The 16219-nt window shown below is 59.3% G+C and carries 13 protein-coding genes and 4 tRNA genes; 10 read left to right on the top strand and 7 right to left on the bottom strand.

Features of this window, described 5'->3' with window-relative positions; translation table 11 throughout:
- Nucleotides 1–162 precede the first annotated feature (162 nt).
- The 3 genes from gspN to gspD are packed head-to-tail and all read left to right on the top strand — an operon-like array spanning nucleotide 163 to nucleotide 3775.
- Nucleotides 163–957 (top strand): type II secretion system protein N, encoded by a 795-nt coding sequence (gene gspN / locus DIT71_RS11210; protein WP_114613280.1) that lies wholly within the window; start codon nucleotides 163–165, stop codon nucleotides 955–957.
- Nucleotides 957–1790, top strand: coding sequence for a type II secretion system protein N (locus DIT71_RS11205; protein ID WP_114613279.1), 834 nt, complete (start codon nucleotides 957–959; stop codon nucleotides 1788–1790). Before gspN ends, DIT71_RS11205 begins: the two co-directional genes overlap by 1 nt.
- A gap of 32 nt (nucleotides 1791–1822) precedes the next feature.
- Nucleotides 1823–3775, top strand: coding sequence for a type II secretion system secretin GspD (gene gspD, locus DIT71_RS11200; RefSeq protein ID WP_114613278.1), 1953 nt, complete (start codon nucleotides 1823–1825; stop codon nucleotides 3773–3775).
- A gap of 24 nt (nucleotides 3776–3799) precedes the next feature.
- Here gspD and DIT71_RS11195 read toward each other — a convergent pair whose 3' ends face one another.
- The 6 genes from DIT71_RS11195 to purE form a co-directional block, all read right to left on the bottom strand.
- Nucleotides 3800–5752 (bottom strand): M48 family metallopeptidase, encoded by a 1953-nt coding sequence (locus DIT71_RS11195; RefSeq protein ID WP_114613277.1) that lies wholly within the window; start codon nucleotides 5750–5752, stop codon nucleotides 3800–3802.
- 11 nt (nucleotides 5753–5763) lie between these two features.
- The gene (locus DIT71_RS11190) at nucleotides 5764–6351 is read right to left on the bottom strand and encodes a LemA family protein (RefSeq protein WP_114613276.1); all 588 of its coding nucleotides are present in this window, start codon (nucleotides 6349–6351) and stop codon (nucleotides 5764–5766) included.
- Between the two features lie 43 nt (nucleotides 6352–6394).
- Nucleotides 6395–8461 (bottom strand): putative bifunctional diguanylate cyclase/phosphodiesterase, encoded by a 2067-nt coding sequence (locus tag DIT71_RS11185; protein WP_114613275.1) that lies wholly within the window; start codon nucleotides 8459–8461, stop codon nucleotides 6395–6397.
- A gap of 256 nt (nucleotides 8462–8717) precedes the next feature.
- Nucleotides 8718–9296, bottom strand: coding sequence for a superoxide dismutase [Fe] (gene sodB / locus DIT71_RS11180; protein WP_114613274.1), 579 nt, complete (start codon nucleotides 9294–9296; stop codon nucleotides 8718–8720).
- Between the two features lie 71 nt (nucleotides 9297–9367).
- Nucleotides 9368–10486 carry a 5-(carboxyamino)imidazole ribonucleotide synthase gene (locus DIT71_RS11175; RefSeq protein ID WP_114613273.1) on the bottom strand — a complete coding sequence of 373 codons (1119 nt, stop codon included), beginning with the start codon at nucleotides 10484–10486 and terminating at the stop codon, nucleotides 9368–9370.
- 177 nt (nucleotides 10487–10663) lie between these two features.
- On the bottom strand, nucleotides 10664–11155 hold the full coding sequence (purE, locus tag DIT71_RS11170) for a 5-(carboxyamino)imidazole ribonucleotide mutase (RefSeq protein WP_114613272.1): 492 nt from the start codon (nucleotides 11153–11155) through the stop codon (nucleotides 10664–10666).
- 193 nt (nucleotides 11156–11348) lie between these two features.
- On the opposite strand from purE, the gene DIT71_RS11165 reads away from it, so the two are divergent.
- The 5 genes from DIT71_RS11165 to DIT71_RS11145 all read left to right on the top strand — a co-directional run bounded on the left by DIT71_RS11165 (nucleotide 11349) and on the right by DIT71_RS11145 (nucleotide 13182).
- Nucleotides 11349–12368, top strand: coding sequence for a hypothetical protein (locus tag DIT71_RS11165; protein WP_114613271.1), 1020 nt, complete (start codon nucleotides 11349–11351; stop codon nucleotides 12366–12368).
- 86 nt (nucleotides 12369–12454) lie between these two features.
- Complete coding sequence (locus tag DIT71_RS11160; RefSeq protein WP_114613270.1) at nucleotides 12455–12724, top strand: hypothetical protein; 270 nt, start codon at nucleotides 12455–12457, stop codon at nucleotides 12722–12724.
- Nucleotides 12725–12863: 139 nt separating this feature from the next.
- Nucleotides 12864–12939: transfer RNA gene (locus tag DIT71_RS11155), tRNA-Val, on the top strand.
- 69 nt (nucleotides 12940–13008) lie between these two features.
- Nucleotides 13009–13085: transfer RNA gene (locus DIT71_RS11150), tRNA-Asp, on the top strand.
- Between the two features lie 21 nt (nucleotides 13086–13106).
- Nucleotides 13107–13182 (top strand) — tRNA-Val (locus tag DIT71_RS11145).
- 8 nt (nucleotides 13183–13190) lie between these two features.
- Here the strand turns inward: DIT71_RS11145 and DIT71_RS11140 are convergent.
- Nucleotides 13191–14606 carry a 3-oxoacyl-ACP reductase gene (locus DIT71_RS11140; RefSeq protein ID WP_114613269.1) on the bottom strand — a complete coding sequence of 472 codons (1416 nt, stop codon included), beginning with the start codon at nucleotides 14604–14606 and terminating at the stop codon, nucleotides 13191–13193.
- A 40-nt stretch (nucleotides 14607–14646) separates the two neighbouring features.
- Between DIT71_RS11140 and DIT71_RS11135 the strand changes: the two genes are divergently transcribed.
- Nucleotides 14647–15984, top strand: coding sequence for an acetyl-CoA C-acetyltransferase (locus tag DIT71_RS11135; protein ID WP_227538067.1), 1338 nt, complete (start codon nucleotides 14647–14649; stop codon nucleotides 15982–15984).
- 123 nt (nucleotides 15985–16107) lie between these two features.
- Nucleotides 16108–16184, top strand: a tRNA-Met gene (locus DIT71_RS11130).
- The last annotated feature ends 35 nt before the right edge of the window (nucleotides 16185–16219 follow it).

Here is a 16219-nt window from a genome sequence, read left to right as displayed (position 1 = left end):
GCCTGCTCCGGACCATCCCTCATACCCTGAGGAATGGTCCCCGCAAACCCTGAAAACCCCGCGTTGGTTCACACTAACGCGGGGTTTTTTGTGTTTTTGTCATGAACTTGCGAAATGGCTTTGCTAGACTCGGCAACCGTCCTTCCCTCTTTGTGACGCTGTATGACAGAAACCCCGGCAAAAGCCTTTCTCAGACCCGGCAAAGTGTTCCTGCTGACTCTTGTCGGTGTGCTGGTCTATCTGGTGGCGCTGGTGGTTCTGGTTCCTGCCGGGTGGTTATGGCATCAGGCTTCGGCCCACGTTCAGCTGCCGCCGGAAGTACAGGTCCGGCAAGTGTCCGGCAAGGCCTGGTCGGGTGTGGCCGGTGCCGTAGTGGCAGGCTATCCTGTTCGCCTGGAGTGGCAACTGGGTATGCCGTCACTCTCCAGGCTGTCATTGCCGGCATCCTTCTCACTGGCGTCGTCACAATCCTCGGTTGATGGCCGTGTCAGTGTCGACTGGCAGGGAGGGGGTACCCTGGAGGCAAGCGGCAGGCTGGCCGTGGCCGAGTTCGAGGACCTGATCCGGCGCAGTGGAGGCGCGGTGATCGAAGGGGATGTCACCATTGATCGGCTGGAACTGGCCTGGCAAGACGGCCGTGTCACCAGCGCTGACGGAGTCGGTCGCTGGGCGGGCGGTTCCGTGTCATGGCCCATGGGTAACAGCACCGGGCAGGCAACCTTTCCGCCGATGCAGGCGACCCTCGACAGCACCGCTGACGGCGTTGCCCTGATGATTGCCCGGCAGGGTGGTGATGGCCCGGCGGCTGAGGTCGACATAAGCTGGAACGGCATGATGGATTTGCAGGTATACAAGCGCATGGTGGATCTGGCCGGGCAACCGTGGTCGGAGTCGGCAGCGCCCGGTGATATGGTATTCCGGGTGCGGCAACCGCTGATTCCGGGAGGTGCCCTGTGATGGCCGCTGTATCCACGTCGGGAAGCCAGAGATTTGCGCGCCTGCTGGCCAATCTGTTGCTGGTTGCACTGGTGGTTTATCTCGCGTGGGTACTGGCGCAGACGACCTGGCTGGTCGCGTGGGATGAGCGCCCGGTTGCCGTGGCCGCCTCAGCGACCGCTCCAAGACACCTGCAACCCCTGGCCGCCCATCAGATCTTTGGCAGGGCCGAGGGACAGGCCAGAGTGGCGGAGGTGGTTCGCCGCTCGGCGCCGGAAACCCGGCTCAACCTCAGGCTTCAGGGCGTCATGGTAGCAGAGCGGCCGGAGGACTCCGGTGCTATAGTGGCGGGAAGCAATGGCGTTACCGAACATTATCGCGTGGGGGATGTGCTGCCCGGCAACGCAGAGCTCGCGGAAGTGGAACCCGGCCGGGTGCTGATTCGCCGAAACGGACAATACGAAAGCCTGACCTTTGATGATGAGGTCCCCGCAGACATGGTGGAGGATGTGGCGGAAGAACCGGTAGCCTCATCGCCCGAACAGTTCCTCAGTGATGCCCGGGAACAGCTCGACTCCCAGGGCGTTGCCGCGCTCGTTCCCTATGGTCTGAGCCCGGCGGGCGATGACGGCAGCTCCGGTTACTTTTACGATGGCTCCAACGCCATGCTCAGTGCCGTGGGGCTCAGGGCAGGGGATGTGATTACCGCCGTTAACGGCCAGCGCCTGGGCGACCTTGAACAGGATATGATGCTTTTCGAAAACTGGCGGTCCGAGCCGCAGCTGGACATTGAAATTGAACGGGACGGTTCCATTCTGACCGTCAGCTATGCCATACCCGAACAGTGGCGCTGAACAGATTTACCAATACAGGACATGAACGCCAGATGCTGAACCACAGATCCAATCTTTTCCGGGCTTTCGTTGTAGCCCTGTTGCTGCCCCTGATGTCTGTTGCTTACGGGCAGGAGGAAACCTGGCGACTAAACCTCAAGGATGCCGATATCCGCGCGTTTGTGACCCAGGTGGCCGATATCACCGGTTACAGCTTCGTGGTGGACCCCAGGGTCAAGGGCAAGGTGACGGTGCTGTCCAGTGCGCCCATGAACAAGGACGAAATCTACGATCTGTTTCTGGCGGTGCTCCAGGTCCATGGCTTTACTGCCATTCCCGGGGAAGAGGTGATCAAGGTGGTGCAGCAGGTGGATGCCAAGCAGTCCGCCGAATCCCTGGACCGGTTCACCGAGGTTCCGTCGGAGCAACTGATTACCCGCGTTATCCAGGTTGATAATGCCAATGCTCTGGAGTTGGTGCCTATTCTACGGCCCCTGGTGGCGAAATACGGTCATCTGGCCGGTGTCGCCGCGGCCAATGCTCTTATTGTCAGCGATCATTCGGCCAACATTCGTCGTATCGAGCAGATCGTCAGGGAGCTGGACAGCCCGTCCAAGTACGAAGTGGAAGTGATTCAGCTGGAGGAGGCCTGGGTCGGCGACATGGTCGAGCTGCTGCAGGAGCTGGCCCCGGATGAGCTGGGACAGGCCGGCCGTGAGAACGCGGCCCGCAAGTACAGCGTCACCGCGGACGAGCGCAGCAACCGGCTGATTCTTCGCGGTGATGAAACCTTCCGCGACAAGATGCGCACCCTGATCAGAAAACTCGATCAGCCATCGGCCACCGGCGGCACCACCAAGGTCATCCGCCTGAGCCACGCCGATGCGGAAAATCTCACGGAAATTCTCAAGGGCGTGATGGGCGAGCTGGCGAGAGAGTCTTCCGGTGCCGGCAGCTCCGCCGCCGGCGGTGGGTCTTCCGCTAGCCGCAATTCCGGTTTTGCGGTCTTTGCCGATGAGGGCCTGAACGCGCTTGTGATCCGTGGCGAACCATCGATGATGCAGGAAGCCGAGCAGGTTGTTCAGGCCCTGGATGTGCGGCGCGCTCAGGTGATGATTGAAGCGGCCATTGTAGAGATCAGCGATTCGCTGGGGCAGGATCTGGGCGTTCAATTTGCCGTTGGCGATGAATCAGGCGGTTCCACGCCCGTGGCAGGTAGTAATTTTGACAACGTCGGTCGCAGTCTCGGCGACGTGTTGGGCGCCATTTTGTCCGAGTCGTTCCTGTCGCCCGCCGTGGGTGGCATTACGGTGGGTGCTGGGCAACGCAATGAAGATGGCGTGTCCTGGGGTGTACTGCTTCAGGCGCTGTCGACATCTGCGGCGGCGAACCTTTTGTCGACACCGAGCATCATCACTCTGGATAACCAGGAGTCGGAAATTATCGTGGGTCAGAACGTGCCTTTCCGTACCGGGCAATCCACGGTGACCGGTGATGGCACCACCAATCCTTTCACCACCATCGAACGCCGGGATATCGGCCTGACCCTTAAAGTGACGCCAACCATCAGCGCAGACGGCCTGGTGCGCCTGGTGGTGGAGCAGACCACCGAAAATATTGCGGACAGTGTCGAGTCCGCCTCGGATATCATCACCAACAAGCGGGAGATCAAGACCACCGTGCTGGCGGATGACGGGGAGACCATCGTTCTCGGCGGCCTGACTACTGACGATCTTCAGATCAATAAGAGCAAAGTTCCTTTTCTGGGGGACATTCCCGTGCTGGGACGGCTGTTCTCGTCGGAGTCTGAGCGTCGGGTGAAGCGTAACCTGCTGGTGTTCCTGAGGCCCACCATCATGCTCGGCAAGGCGGAGTCGATTGCGGCCACGGATGAGAAATTCGAGAGCCTGTGGGAGATCAATCTCGGGGTGCGCCGTAAGCTCGGATTGCCAGACCCTGACAGCCCGCCGACAAAAGACTCCCTGTTCAACCCCCGGCTGGACTGAGCCCTTGCCGGTGCCGCCCCGGGATTAAGCCCTGAGCGGCGGCATCGGGCAGTCGAGCTGGTCTGCAACAAGGCGGATCAGCTCGTATTCGCGGGTATTGACCCTGCCGTCTGCCAGCACGCAATGGCCACAAGCATCGATAATGCCGGGTTTGAGCAGGGGTGAAAGGCTGTTAAGGGCCATCAGTGCCTGCCTCAGCTGTGTCACTGATACCTCGGTAAGCAGCTCCGGCTTCCTTCCTTTCGACAGAAAACCGCCCATGGCCTCGTTAAAGAGCGTCTGTCTGTTTTCGTTATCGTCCGCTCCTGCTCTGGCCATCAGACTGAACACGATCTGTAAGGGCACTGTCACTGGCCGGTAGCTGCGGTAACGCACCGGCACGACCCGCGCTGAGTCACCGGCCAGATGGCGACGAAGAAAGGTGTGCATGGCCAGCTCGAACAGGCTCAGGCGATTGTCGGCCCTGATCAGGGTTTCGGTGGCTGATATCAGCAGGCTGCGCTCGTCCGGGTCCAGTTTGCGCAGGGCCGGCATGGCCAGTTCCAGTACCGGAAACCGCACACTCTGGCCCAGCGCTTCCAGGGTCGGAAGCAGTTTGTCGAGCAACTCGGAGTTGGGGGCAAAGATCGAGCCGGCTTCAATCAGCGCCAGGCGCTGAACTCTGGACCGGGCTGGCAACTGGGCGATCAGCAGCGCGTAGCACAGCTGGATAGCGCCAGCGCGGGTGTACAGCAGGTTGCGGAAGGTGGCAGGCAGGCTGTTCAGGAGCGCTACCGCATAGTCTTCGCTGTGCCGGTTAACAGTGCCCACACTGTCCGAGAGGTTTTGCGGCGGCCGGCTGTTGAGTGGCGACGTATGACCGCTGCCGAATCCGGCTGCGGCCTCCGGAAGTACAGAGCCCGATGGGGCCGAACCCGCGGATCGAATTGCACCCGCCGGCTCAGTGTCCCGCAGACGGCTGCGAAGCCGCGCGAACAGGCCGGGCTGGATGGCTTCGATGCGCTCCCGGACCGGCGGGTGGGACGCGAGCAGGGCACTGAATTTCATGCGGGTGCTTTCGCCAAAACACATGTGGTTCATGTCGCTGCCGTGGCTGGTGGTGTCAAGGTAGCCTCCTTTGAGGCCGATCTTGAACAGGGCTCCGCCAATACCCTCGGGATTGCGGGTGAACTGCACGGCCGAGGCGTCCGCCAGCATTTCCCGCTGCCGTGACACTGCTGACTGGATCAGCCGGCCAAAGAAGACGCCCACATACCCGATCACCAGCAGTGCCAGTCCGACAAGCCCGAACAGGGCTTCGCCACGCCGGTCGCGGGAGGTTCTTGAGGACAGGGCAGAACGGTGGAAGGACATCTGCACCAGGAAGGAGCCAATCTGCCCGAGCATGAGAATGCCGGCCAGTATCGCGATAAGGCGCACGTTGAGCCGCATGTCGCCATTCAGCACGTGGCTGAACTCGTGGCCGACCACGCCCTGAAGCTCGTCACGGGTTAACTGGGTCAGGGCGCCATGGGTCACCACCATAACCGCTTCACCGGGGGTATAGCCGGCGACAAAGGCGTTAATGCCGGTCTCGTGATCCATCACGTAGAGTTCAGGGACACTGACACCGCTGGCGATGGCCATTTCCTCGACGATATTGCGCAATCTGCGCTCGTCAGCGTCCCTGGTGTCCGGGTCGATGGCCCTGGCTCCGACCATTTTTGCCACCCGTTCACCGCCGCCGGCCAGATCGATCCAGCGGATCAGAGAGCCAATGCCAATCAGGCCCACGACCGCGAGCGCGGTGAACAGGCCGTGACGGCTGAGCAGCCAGTCCGCAAATCCGAGGCCGGTGGTTTCACTGCGGGTGACCAGATAGCCCACCAGGCAAACGCAAAGGGTGATCAAAGCCACCGCCGCGAGAAACAGGAGGACAAGCGCGCCGGTATTGCGGCGGGCGCTGGCCTGGCGCTGAAAAAATCCCTGGTGTGCCATGGCGACCGGCCTCAGAAGGCGACTTTCGGTGCCTGGCGGGCCTCAGGCGATTCCAGTTCCAGCTGGGAGGAGGGCTTGAAGGCGAAAAGTCCGGCCAGGATGTTGTTGGGGAACTGCTCGCGGAAGATGTTGTAGCTCATCACACCATCGTTGTAGGCCTGGCGTGCGAAGGAGACCCGGTTCTCGGTACTGGAAAGCTCCTCCATCAGTTGCTGGATGGTTTCATTGGCTTTCAGCTCGGGGTAGTTTTCCGCCACGGCGTAAAAATTGGCGAGGGCTTTGGACAGCATATTCTCGGCGCCACCCAGACGCTGGATCTTGCCACTGTCAGCCGGGTCACGGGCGGCGTCCTTCTGGGCGCTCACGGCATTGTTGCGGGCTTCCATCACTTCGGTGAGGGTGTTGCGCTCGTGGGAAAGATAGGCCTTCGCGGACTCCACCAGATTCGGAATCAGGTCATGGCGGCGCTGCAGCTGGACATCAATCTGGGCAAACCCGTTTTTGACCTGGTTCCGCAGGGATACCAGACGGTTGTAGAGATAGACGATATAGACAACGACGACGGCAATGACGATCAGGCCGATCAGCGTGGTTCCCATGTTGACTCCTTATAGGGTGGGGTATCAGGCCGGTGACTCGTGCTCAGGGGTAATTTTCCACGATTTTACCGTGAAATCGGGCGACAAACCTCACAAAATCCTGGGGTTTAAGGGGCTTGCTGAAGAAATACCCCTGTGCCAGCTGGCAGCCTCGCTGGGTCAGGTAGTACTCCTGTTCCGCGGTCTCTACCCCTTCGGCCACGACGCTGAGATTCAGGCTCTTGCCCAGATCGATGATGGTATTGGCAATTCGCGTATCTTCTTCATTCACCAGCAGGTCGCGGATAAACTGCTTGTCGATCTTCAGGTGCTGCACCGGCATTCGCTTGAGATAGGTCAGCGATGAGTAGCCGGTCCCGAAATCGTCCACAGCAATGCTGATGCCGGCGCTGCGCAGGCGTTTGAGTTTGTCGACGGCCTCCTCCAGGTTGGTCATGAAGCTGGTTTCTGTCACTTCCAGCTCCAGCCGACCGGCGGGGATATTGTGTCGCTTCAGGGTGTCGAGAATGTCATCCACAATGGAATCCTGGCGCAGCTGTACCGCCGACAGGTTGACGGCGATCCTCAGGGGCATGCCATCGCTGGCCCAGCGGGCAGCCTGCCAGCAGGCCTGGTCCAGCACCCATTGGCCGATCTCGACGATGCTGCCGTTCATCTCTGAGACGGGAATAAAGTCATCCGGCGGAATCAGGCCCTTCTCCGGGTGTTCCCAGCGGATCAACGCCTCGGCACCGATAATGCGGCGGGTCTCCAGGTTAATCTGGGGTTGATACACCAGGTGGAACTGGTGTTTTTTGAGGGCAACGGAGAGGTCTTTCTCCAATTGCTTGCGTTCCCGAATCTCCCGGTCAACGCTGGCCACGTAGAACTGGAAGTAGTTGTGGCCGCTTTCCTTGGCCAGCGCCATGGTCTGTTCGGCGCTTTGCAATAGCCGGTCGCCCTTTTCAGCATCACCGGGGAACAACGCAATGCCCAACGTTGCCGTCATGGTGACGGTCTGGTCGTCGAAGATCATCGGCCTGCTCAACACCGCCAGGATCCGGTCGGCGGTGTTGGCCGCCTGGAACCCGTCACGCAGGCCCTTTTCCACAATGACAAACTGGTCGCTGCCCAGGCGGGCGATGGTAAAGCGGGCGCCGCCCAACAGATGGGTGAGCCGATCGGCGGCCGCCTGGAGGATCAGGTCACCGGTGCGGAAACCACATTGCTCATTGACCGACTTGAAATCGTCAATGCCACAGCAGATCAGGGAAAGCACGGTTTTGTCCGCCTGAGCCTCTTCGATATCCGTCTGCAGCAGTTCCATGAAGGTGTCACGGCTGGGCAGGCCGGTGAGCTGATCGTATCTGGCGAGTCGATTGACCCGATCCTCCGCTTCCCGGTGGCGGGTCTGGCTGTCGCCAATGGCTACCAGCAGGTTGTTGGTGGCATTCACCCAGAGGCCAAGTTCATCCTTCTGATGGCCATTGGGAAGATGGATGAGATTGTCGTCCGGATGATCCGGGTCCACCTGCTTGACGGACTGTACAATGCGTAGCAATGGGCGGGTCAGCAGAAGATGGAATACCACAAACAATGCCAGCCCAAGGATGATGGCGATGGCGATACCGGAGGCGAAGGTGATTGATGCGCGCTCAAGCCAGGTGCCCGCAGCCGGACCGGTGTCGTAGTGCAACTCAAGGTAGCCGTAAACGTTTTTCCCGCTGGCGTTGCCGCTGCGGGACAGTTCCTTGCGGTAGGATCGCTCGGCACCAAAAATCGGATCAGTTATGGGCCGGAAAGGGCTCTCCTGAAGCGGGCGGTCACGGCGGCCAAGCGCCTCGCCATCAGGATGGGTAATTCTTGCCATGTGCATCGACTCCTGGGCAAACAGGCCGTCGATAACCTGTTGCGCCAGATCGGCATCGATACTGAAAACAGCCTGTGTTGAAGCATCCCTGACCAGCGCCATGGTCTGCTTCGCCTGATCATCCAGTAAGCTGGAGACTCGCCGTGCATCCAGGATGACCTGGATGGTACTCACCAGAATCCCGCTGATCAGCGCAACAGCCAGCACCCATCGCAATACCTGGTACCCCAGGCGATGTTCTACCTCAAAGGAATTGTGCATGAACGCCTATATGATTCCATTCCGCTGAATGAGACCCGTTACCGCCATTCGGTGGCTGAAGGGCTTCCGTTTTTTGTTGTTTGCCAGTCTGGATCAATTTTCAGTTAACGATTCCAGTATCGGCAATTTTTCCAGATAATTCAGGGCAGAGGTGTGTCGTTTTGTAATGCGGATGGCTTTTAGCAGATACAAAAATGCCCGCTTGGCAGCGGGCATTTTCGGGAGCAGTTTTCACTGCGCGCGATTGACTGCGTGATTACGCCAGGTTTTCGTTGACGAAATCCCAGTTAACCAGCTTCCAGAACGCTTCCAGGTAGTTCGGCCGGGAATTGCGGTAGTCGATGTAGTACGCGTGCTCCCAGACATCAACGGTCAGTACCGGCTTGTCAGCAGTGGTCAGCGGCGTTTCGGCATTGCTGGTGTTCACAATGGCGACGCTGCCGTCTGCTTTCTTGACCAGCCACGTCCAGCCCGAACCGAAGTTGCCAGCGGCCTTGTCGTTGAACTCTTTCTTGAAGTCTTCAAACGAGCCAAACGCCTTTTCAATAGCGTCTTTGGCTGCACCAGTAGGCTCGCCGCCGCCGTTCGGGCTCAGGCAGTGCCAGTAGAAGGTGTGGTTCCAGACCTGGGCTGCGTTGTTGAACAGCGGGCCACTGGCACTCTTGATGATGTCTTCAAGCGACTTGTTGGCGTTGTCTGTACCTTCGATCAGGCCGTTAAGCTTGGTGACGTAGGTGTTGTGATGCTTACCGTAATGGTACTCAAGAGTCTCCTGAGAGATGTGCGGTTCCAGTGCGTTCTTTTCATAAGGCAGTGCGGGAAGTTCAAATGCCATGAGGTCGTTCTCCCTGATTCTCTCTGTTTATGTGACTGTAAGGTCTAAATATAGGGGCGCGCTGTGTTAAATCAACCCCTTGCCGTGAGCGTACTGTCGAACTCCGGACAACCGGGCAAAAACTGCGAACAGTTTTTCACGCGCCATACCAGTTCTTCGTAGCTGTCCGCCAGAACGGTCACATGTCCAAGTTTCCGCCCCGGGCGCTCGCCTTTATTATAAAGGTGAACATGAGCGTAAGGCAGTTCGAGGATTCGTTCAATGTCGCCATGTTCGGCAATGATATTAATCATGCAGCTGACGCCCCGTGGCTCGGTATTGCCAAGGGGGTGGCCGCTGACCGCACGGATATGGTTCTCGAACTGGCTGGTCATGGCCCCTTCGATAGTCCAGTGGCCGGAGTTGTGTACCCGTGGTGCCATCTCGTTGGCTACCAGGCCATCGGCGGTTTCGAACAGCTCAAGAGTCAGTGCCCCCACGTAATCCAGTTCGTTCAATAGCGCTTTGATATAGCGTTCGGCGTCTTCCTGAACGTGCTTCTCAAGTTTCGGCGCCGGCGCGATGGAATAGCGCAGGATGCCCTCATGGTGGGTGTTTTCCGCCATGGGGTAAAATGCCAGCTCGCCGTCTTCAGCGCGCACCGCGATGATGGAAACTTCGCGACGGAACTCGACGAATTTTTCAACGATCAGGCGCGGGTGACCGATGGACTGCCAGGCATCTGCCGCGTCTTCCGGTGAACGAAGAACTGCCTGCCCCTTGCCGTCATAGCCCTCGGTATTGGATTTGGCGACAACCGGGCAGCCGAGTTCTTCAACGGCAGCCTGGAGAGACTCCGCGCTGTCTGCAATATTCCACTGTGGTGTGGGGATGCCAAGCTCGCCGAAGAGCGTTTTTTCCAGTTCGCGGTTCTGGCAAACCTGCAGGGCGCGAGGGCAGGGATGAACGGGTTTCTCTTTTGCGATTCGCTCTGCCACGTCGACGGGAAGATGTTCAAACTCGTAGGTAACCCGGTCTACCCGGGAGATGAAATCGTCCAGGTATTGGCCGTCCCGATCGATAATGACCTCGCCCAGCCCGGCACTGGGACTACCCGACATATCATAGAAAACAAACGTCTTGGCCAGCGGGTAACCAGCCAGCGCCAACATGCGTCCAAGCTGCCCGGCCCCTAAAACACCAATTCTCATTCGTTATCTCCTGCCATTTTCAGGCATCTGCAAAAATTCGGTGTTGTGAGCGGGTCGGGGCAGGCTTTCCAAAACACGCTCAAGCACATCCATGTGGCGCTTGAGCTCCGCCATCCATGGCTCCGCACAGTTTTGGAAAGCCTGCCCCGACCCGCTCAGCCAACTATGGCGTTATATTCACTGATCGCTGGGATCGGGGTTATCCAGAATCGTCTGCGTCTGGTTCGCACGGAATTCATCAACGGCCCCACGGACATCGTCCTTGAACGTACCGATGATTTGCGCAGCCAGCAGGCCGGCATTGGTGGCACCGGCCTTGCCGATCGCCAGGGTACCTACGGCAATGCCGCCTGGCATCTGAACGATGGATAGCAACGAATCAAGACCGTTAAGGGCTTTAGACTGGACAGGAACGCCTAGCACCGGCAGCGACGTCTGCGAAGCGACCATGCCCGGGAGGTGGGCAGCGCCGCCGGCACCGGCGATGATCACCTTAAGGCCCCGGTCGGAGGCGGTTTTGGCGTAATCAAACAGCAGGTCCGGCGTGCGGTGGGCAGAGACAACCTTCGTCTCATAAGGCACGCCCAGCTTGTCCAGCATTTCGGCGGCGTGTTCCATGGTGGGCCAGTCTGATTTCGAGCCCATGATGAGTCCTACAAGCGGCTGCATATGCAACAGTCCTGATGTGTGAGAAAGCCCGCCATTGTATGTAAGGCCCTGTGACCATGCAAACGGACCATGGTCCGGTGCCGCATTGGACGTCTTTTCTGGCCTTTATTTTGCTGCCCTTTGTTTTGTTGTGTCGCAAGGTACGGGTATTATCAGGCCTTATAAGCCTTATCGTCCATATCCTGGAGCCCTTATGGAACCAATCCGTCCGGATGAAGATGAAGTACGCACTGGCACCGCAGGCACCAAGCGGGAAGAGGGGTTGTCTGCCCAGCGGGAACCCCGAAACACTGAAGCCGCAGCCAAGGGCAAAAGGCCTGAAGCGCCCCGAAAAAGTGCCGGGGGGAGCCCTGGTGGAGCAGATGGTACTGGAAATCCGGCAGGTAAATCGGGGAAGGGCTCCGGGGGCAGTGGCTCAGGCGGTGGCGTAATGTGGGTCATCGGGCTGCTGATTGTGGCAGGCGCCGCCGGCGCTGGCTGGTACCAGCAGGAGCAGCGAATTCAGATGCTTGAGAGCCAGCTGGAAGAGGCCGACTACTGGGCGCGTCAGAGCAAGCTGGCCCTGGCCCGGTTTGAGGGCGATCTGTCCGAGACCGGTGAGGACCTTGAGGAAAAAGGTCAATCCATTGAGGACAGGCTGGCTGCCCATGGGGAGCGACTGGATACCGCGGACAGTGAAATCCGCAAGCTCTGGGGCGTGGCCAATGACCGCAACCGCAAGCGGCTGAACGACCACGAAGCGAGGCTGGAATCGTTGCGGGCGGCTGTGGACAGCGGTAGCAGCGAGCGTGAGGCGTTGAGGGCCTCGGTGGAGGAGCTGGAAGCCGGAGTGACGTCCCGGATCGACGAAGTGGAGGCTGATCTTGAAAGGCAGATCACCGCCGTGCGCGAAACCGGTCAGCAGAATGCCTCCAGACTGACCGAGCTGGATCAGTCCTTGGCCGGTGTCGATGAAATGGTTGAGCGTCAGCTGGTAAGGTTCGAGCGTGAGCAGCAACTGACCATCGATGGTCTGGAAAGTCGGATTGCAGCCCTGGAGGAAGCGACCGATAACCTTTCCAGCAGTGGCCAGCTGGATGCGGTCCGGGCCGACCTGGCAGGGCTGAGAGAGACGGTCGCGGCCATCGATTCATCGCGGGCCCAGTTGACCTCAAGGCTTATACGGCTGTCAGAAGAAGTCAACGACCTGCGTTCACGGGTGTCGGGGCAGTAATCAGCCCGTTTCTGCACCCGGTAAATTGTTGTTTCGGTGTCCGGTTACTAGACTGCAGGTAGTCGGTTACAACGGGGTTGCTGGGTATGTCGCTGAAAAATTCATTGCAGGAAAGAATCCGCTGGTTTTCTGAAGACGTTCTTCCGGGCGCCCTCAGCGACATCGGCACGCGAGTTGAGCGTTTCCGGGAGCGGCTGGATCATATCAACTGCTCGCTGGCCGAGAGAGCTCTGCCTGAGGAGCGTAAGTCGCGGGTTAGTGAGCTTTCGCTCAATCGCAAGGCCAGGGAGGCGGGGCAGAAGCTGAAGGTTGTGAAGGGTGCCAAAAAACGAAAGCAGGCAAACAGATCTGATTGAAAAGTGTACAGTTAATAAGGGCTTGCGGGTTTTTTAAGAAAAATCGGGGAAAATATTTGACACCGCCGGACAAATGCTTAAAATGCGCAGCTCACTTGGTCGAGACAACAACGTTGACTCACCAGTGTGCTGCGAAAGTGGGCGGTTAGCTCAGCTGGGAGAGCATCGCCCTTACAAGGCGAGGGTCACTGGTTCGATCCCAGTACCGCCCACCACTTTTCAGCATCACCGGGCTACCCCGCCCGGTTTCAAATCCCGAACGTCTTCCAGGCAGGGATTGATGCGGAGCGGTAGTTCAGCTGGTTAGAATACCGGCCTGTCACGCCGGGGGTCGCGGGTTCGAGTCCCGTCCGCTCCGCCATTTTTTTGATCTCCAGATCCCGGGTGGTTAGCTCAGCTGGGAGAGCATCGCCCTTACAAGGCGAGGGTCACTGGTTCGATCCCAGTACCACCCACCATTCTTCGGTTACTTCCCGATCAACGACTGCCCGCAAACGCGAACAACATTCCCGTTCACGCCGTTTGACGCGGGGTTGCAATACCATGCAATCGCTTCCGCCACATCGATGGGCAGACCGCCCTGGGACAGGCTGTTCATGCGCCGGCCAGCTTCACGCATGGTGATGGGCATGGCAGCGGTCATCTGTGTTTCGATGAATCCCGGTGCTATGGCATTGATGGTGACACCGTTTTTCACCCGTTTCGCCATGGCCTCCACGTAGCCGATTACGCCGCACTTGGCGGTGGCGTAGTTGGTCTGGCCAAAGTTGCCGGCGATGCCGCTGATGGAGGATATGCACACAATGCGGCCGTTCTCCCGCAGCAGTTCCTGGTGCATCAGTTCCTCATCGATCAGTTCCTCTGCGGTCAGATTCACGGCGATGGTCATGTCCCAGAAGTGCTCTGGCATATTGCCCAGGGTCTTGTCCCGGGTAATGCCGGCATTGTGGATGACCAGATCAATGCCGCCGAAGTGTTCCTTCACAAAGTCCGCGATCTGCTTTGGTGCTTTCTCATCGGTAATGTCGCAGGCCAGGGCCTTACCCTGGATGGCACTCATGACCGACTGCAGGTCCTCCATGGCCGCGGGAATGTCCAGGCCGAGCACCGTCGCGCCGTCTCGGGTCAGGGTCTCTGCAATCGAAGCGCCAATACCCCTGGACGCACCGGTAACCAGCGCGACTTTTCCGGCAAGCGGTGCCACCGGGTTGCTGGCCGGCGCATCTGCGCTCTTGCCGATGCGGGTTACCTGGCCGGATACGTAGGCTGAGCGTGGAGAGAGGAAAAAGCGCACGCTGGAGTCCAGCTGTTTTTCCGCCCCGGGCGCCATCCACAGCAGGTTGGCGGTGGCACCTTTTCTGCCTATTTCCTTGCCGACGCTGCGTACAAGCCCTTCCAGTGCCTGGTGTGCCGCCGCTTTCGCCGGTTGTCGGCAGGAGGCAGGGTCCTGCCCGATCACCAGCACGCGGCCATTGGCCGACAGCTTGCGGATGGTAGGGTGAAAGAAGTCGTAAACGGCTCTCAGGTCGGTGGTGTCTTTCATGCCGGTGGCATCGAACACCAGGGCCGAGAATTTCCGCTCGATGTCGCCACCGTCGCCATCAAGGGGCAATGCCTCCGCCTTGTTGCCGCTTTTGGCAGAATCGTTCAGAGTAGCCACAGCACTGGCATGGAAGAGTTTCGCCGGGCTAGCGCCCAGTACGCGGCCAATGGCGCCAATTGCTTTGCTGCCATTGGCGGCCCCGATCAGTACATCGCCCTCGATGAACGGCTGGTCTATGCGCTTCCAGCGTTTCAGCGGCACCGGTGCCGGCAGTCCCAGGGACTGGGCGGCGGTTCTGCCGAATGGGGTGTTGACGAAGGTGAGATAACGATCAGACATGGCATTTTCCTTTTGCTAAACGAATCGACAGGACAACATCATGGCACAGGCACCGAAAACCACCCAACAGAAAACCGCGGCCCCGGAAGCAACGGCGGCAGCCAGAAGTGGCATCCGCCGGGTCGCTGTTATTGGCGGTAACCGGGTACCCTTCGCCCGTTCCAATACGGCTTACAGCAAGGTCAGCAACCAAGAACTGTTAACCGCAGCACTGCGCGGCCTGGTGGACCGGTTTGGACTGCAGGGTGAGCGCATGGGGGAAGTGGTTGCTGGTGCGGTCATCAAGCACTCCCGGGATTTCAACCTCACCCGGGAATCAGCCCTCAGCAGTGGTCTGGCACCGGAAACCCCGGCCTATGACATCCAGCAGGCCTGTGGCACCGGCCTGGAGGCGGCCATTCTGGTGGCCAACAAGATTGCTCTGGGGCAGATCGAGTGCGGTATTGCCGGGGGCACCGACACCACTTCCGATGCGCCCATTGGCATTGGGGAGGGTCTGCGAGAGATCCTGCTGGACCTGAACCGGGCCAAGACCACGGGTGAGCGCCTGAAAATTCTCAGTCGTTTCCGGCCAGGCCATCTGAAGCCTGAATTTCCCCAGAATGGTGAGCCCCGCACCGGCCTGTCCATGGGCGGCCATTGCCAGATCACCGCCCACGAATGGTCGATTCCCCGTGACGATCAAGACCATCTGGCCTATGAAAGCCACCAGAAACTGGCGGCCGCCTACGAGGAAGGGTTTTTCCGGGATCTGATGACGCCCCTGGCGGGCCTGGAAAAGGACAACATCCTGCGCCCGGACACCACCCTGGCAAAGCTGTCGACACTCAAACCGGTATTTGATCGGGACAAGGGTACCATGACGGCCGCCAACAGCACCGCCCTTACCGATGGCGCCTCCTGCGTGTTGCTGGCCAGCGAAGAATGGGCCAAAGCCCACAACCTGGACGTTCAGGCCTATCTGACCTTCTCTGAAGTGGCCGCGGTTGACTTCGTGGACAAGAAAGAGGGACTGCTGATGGCACCGGCCTATGCCGTGCCGCGCATGCTGGAGAAAGCCGGGCTGACCTTGCAGGATTTCGATTTCTATGAAATCCACGAAGCCTTTGCGGCTCAGGTATTATCCACTCTCAAGGCGTGGGAAGACCCGGATTTCTGCAGGGATCGCCTGGGTCTGGACAAGCCGCTGGGCAGCATTGACCGGAAAAAGCTGAACATCAAGGGCAGCAGTCTGGCCACCGGGCACCCCTTCGCGGCAACTGGCGGACGCATCGTGGCAACTCTTGCCAAGCTGCTTGAGCAGAAAGGCAGCGGCCGGGGGCTGATCTCCATCTGCGCCGCCGGCGGGCAGGGCGTGACTGCGATACTGGAGCGGTGACCCGTTGAAATCGTCGTTTTCCCCTTTGACAGGAGGCGCCTTACACCGTAGTATGTGCACCTCGTTGATCGGGGCTTCCCCGGACAACAACCGAATTTGAAAAAGATTACGAAAAAGAGTTGATGCGGGGTAGAGCAGTCTGGTAGCTCGTCGGGCTCATAACCCGGAGGTCGTTGGTTCGAATCCAGCCCCCGCTACCATATAGAAGAAAGGCAGGCCAGTTCGTTACTGGCCT

The organism is Marinobacter vulgaris (assembly GCF_003344045.1).
Lineage (GTDB): Bacteria > Pseudomonadota > Gammaproteobacteria > Pseudomonadales > Oleiphilaceae > Marinobacter > Marinobacter vulgaris.
Note: the sequence above shows the minus strand (reverse complement) of the source record. Positions and strands in the feature narration are given on the sequence as shown.

Coding starts and splice junctions, on each gene's coding strand:
- sodB (WP_114613274.1), bottom strand. CDS start 9,296: ATGGCATTTGAACTTCCCGCACTGCCTTATGAAAAGAACGCACTGGAA.
- DIT71_RS11165 (WP_114613271.1), top strand. CDS start 11,349: ATGGAACCAATCCGTCCGGATGAAGATGAAGTACGCACTGGCACCGCA.
- DIT71_RS11205 (WP_114613279.1), top strand. CDS start 957: ATGGCCGCTGTATCCACGTCGGGAAGCCAGAGATTTGCGCGCCTGCTG.
- gspD (WP_114613278.1), top strand. CDS start 1,823: ATGCTGAACCACAGATCCAATCTTTTCCGGGCTTTCGTTGTAGCCCTG.
- DIT71_RS11185 (WP_114613275.1), bottom strand. CDS start 8,461: ATGCACAATTCCTTTGAGGTAGAACATCGCCTGGGGTACCAGGTATTG.
- purE (WP_114613272.1), bottom strand. CDS start 11,155: ATGCAGCCGCTTGTAGGACTCATCATGGGCTCGAAATCAGACTGGCCC.
- DIT71_RS11140 (WP_114613269.1), bottom strand. CDS start 14,606: ATGTCTGATCGTTATCTCACCTTCGTCAACACCCCATTCGGCAGAACC.
- DIT71_RS11160 (WP_114613270.1), top strand. CDS start 12,455: ATGTCGCTGAAAAATTCATTGCAGGAAAGAATCCGCTGGTTTTCTGAA.
- DIT71_RS11135 (WP_227538067.1), top strand. CDS start 14,647: ATGGCACAGGCACCGAAAACCACCCAACAGAAAACCGCGGCCCCGGAA.
- DIT71_RS11175 (WP_114613273.1), bottom strand. CDS start 10,486: ATGAGAATTGGTGTTTTAGGGGCCGGGCAGCTTGGACGCATGTTGGCG.
- DIT71_RS11190 (WP_114613276.1), bottom strand. CDS start 6,351: ATGGGAACCACGCTGATCGGCCTGATCGTCATTGCCGTCGTCGTTGTC.
- DIT71_RS11195 (WP_114613277.1), bottom strand. CDS start 5,752: ATGGCACACCAGGGATTTTTTCAGCGCCAGGCCAGCGCCCGCCGCAAT.
- gspN (WP_114613280.1), top strand. CDS start 163: ATGACAGAAACCCCGGCAAAAGCCTTTCTCAGACCCGGCAAAGTGTTC.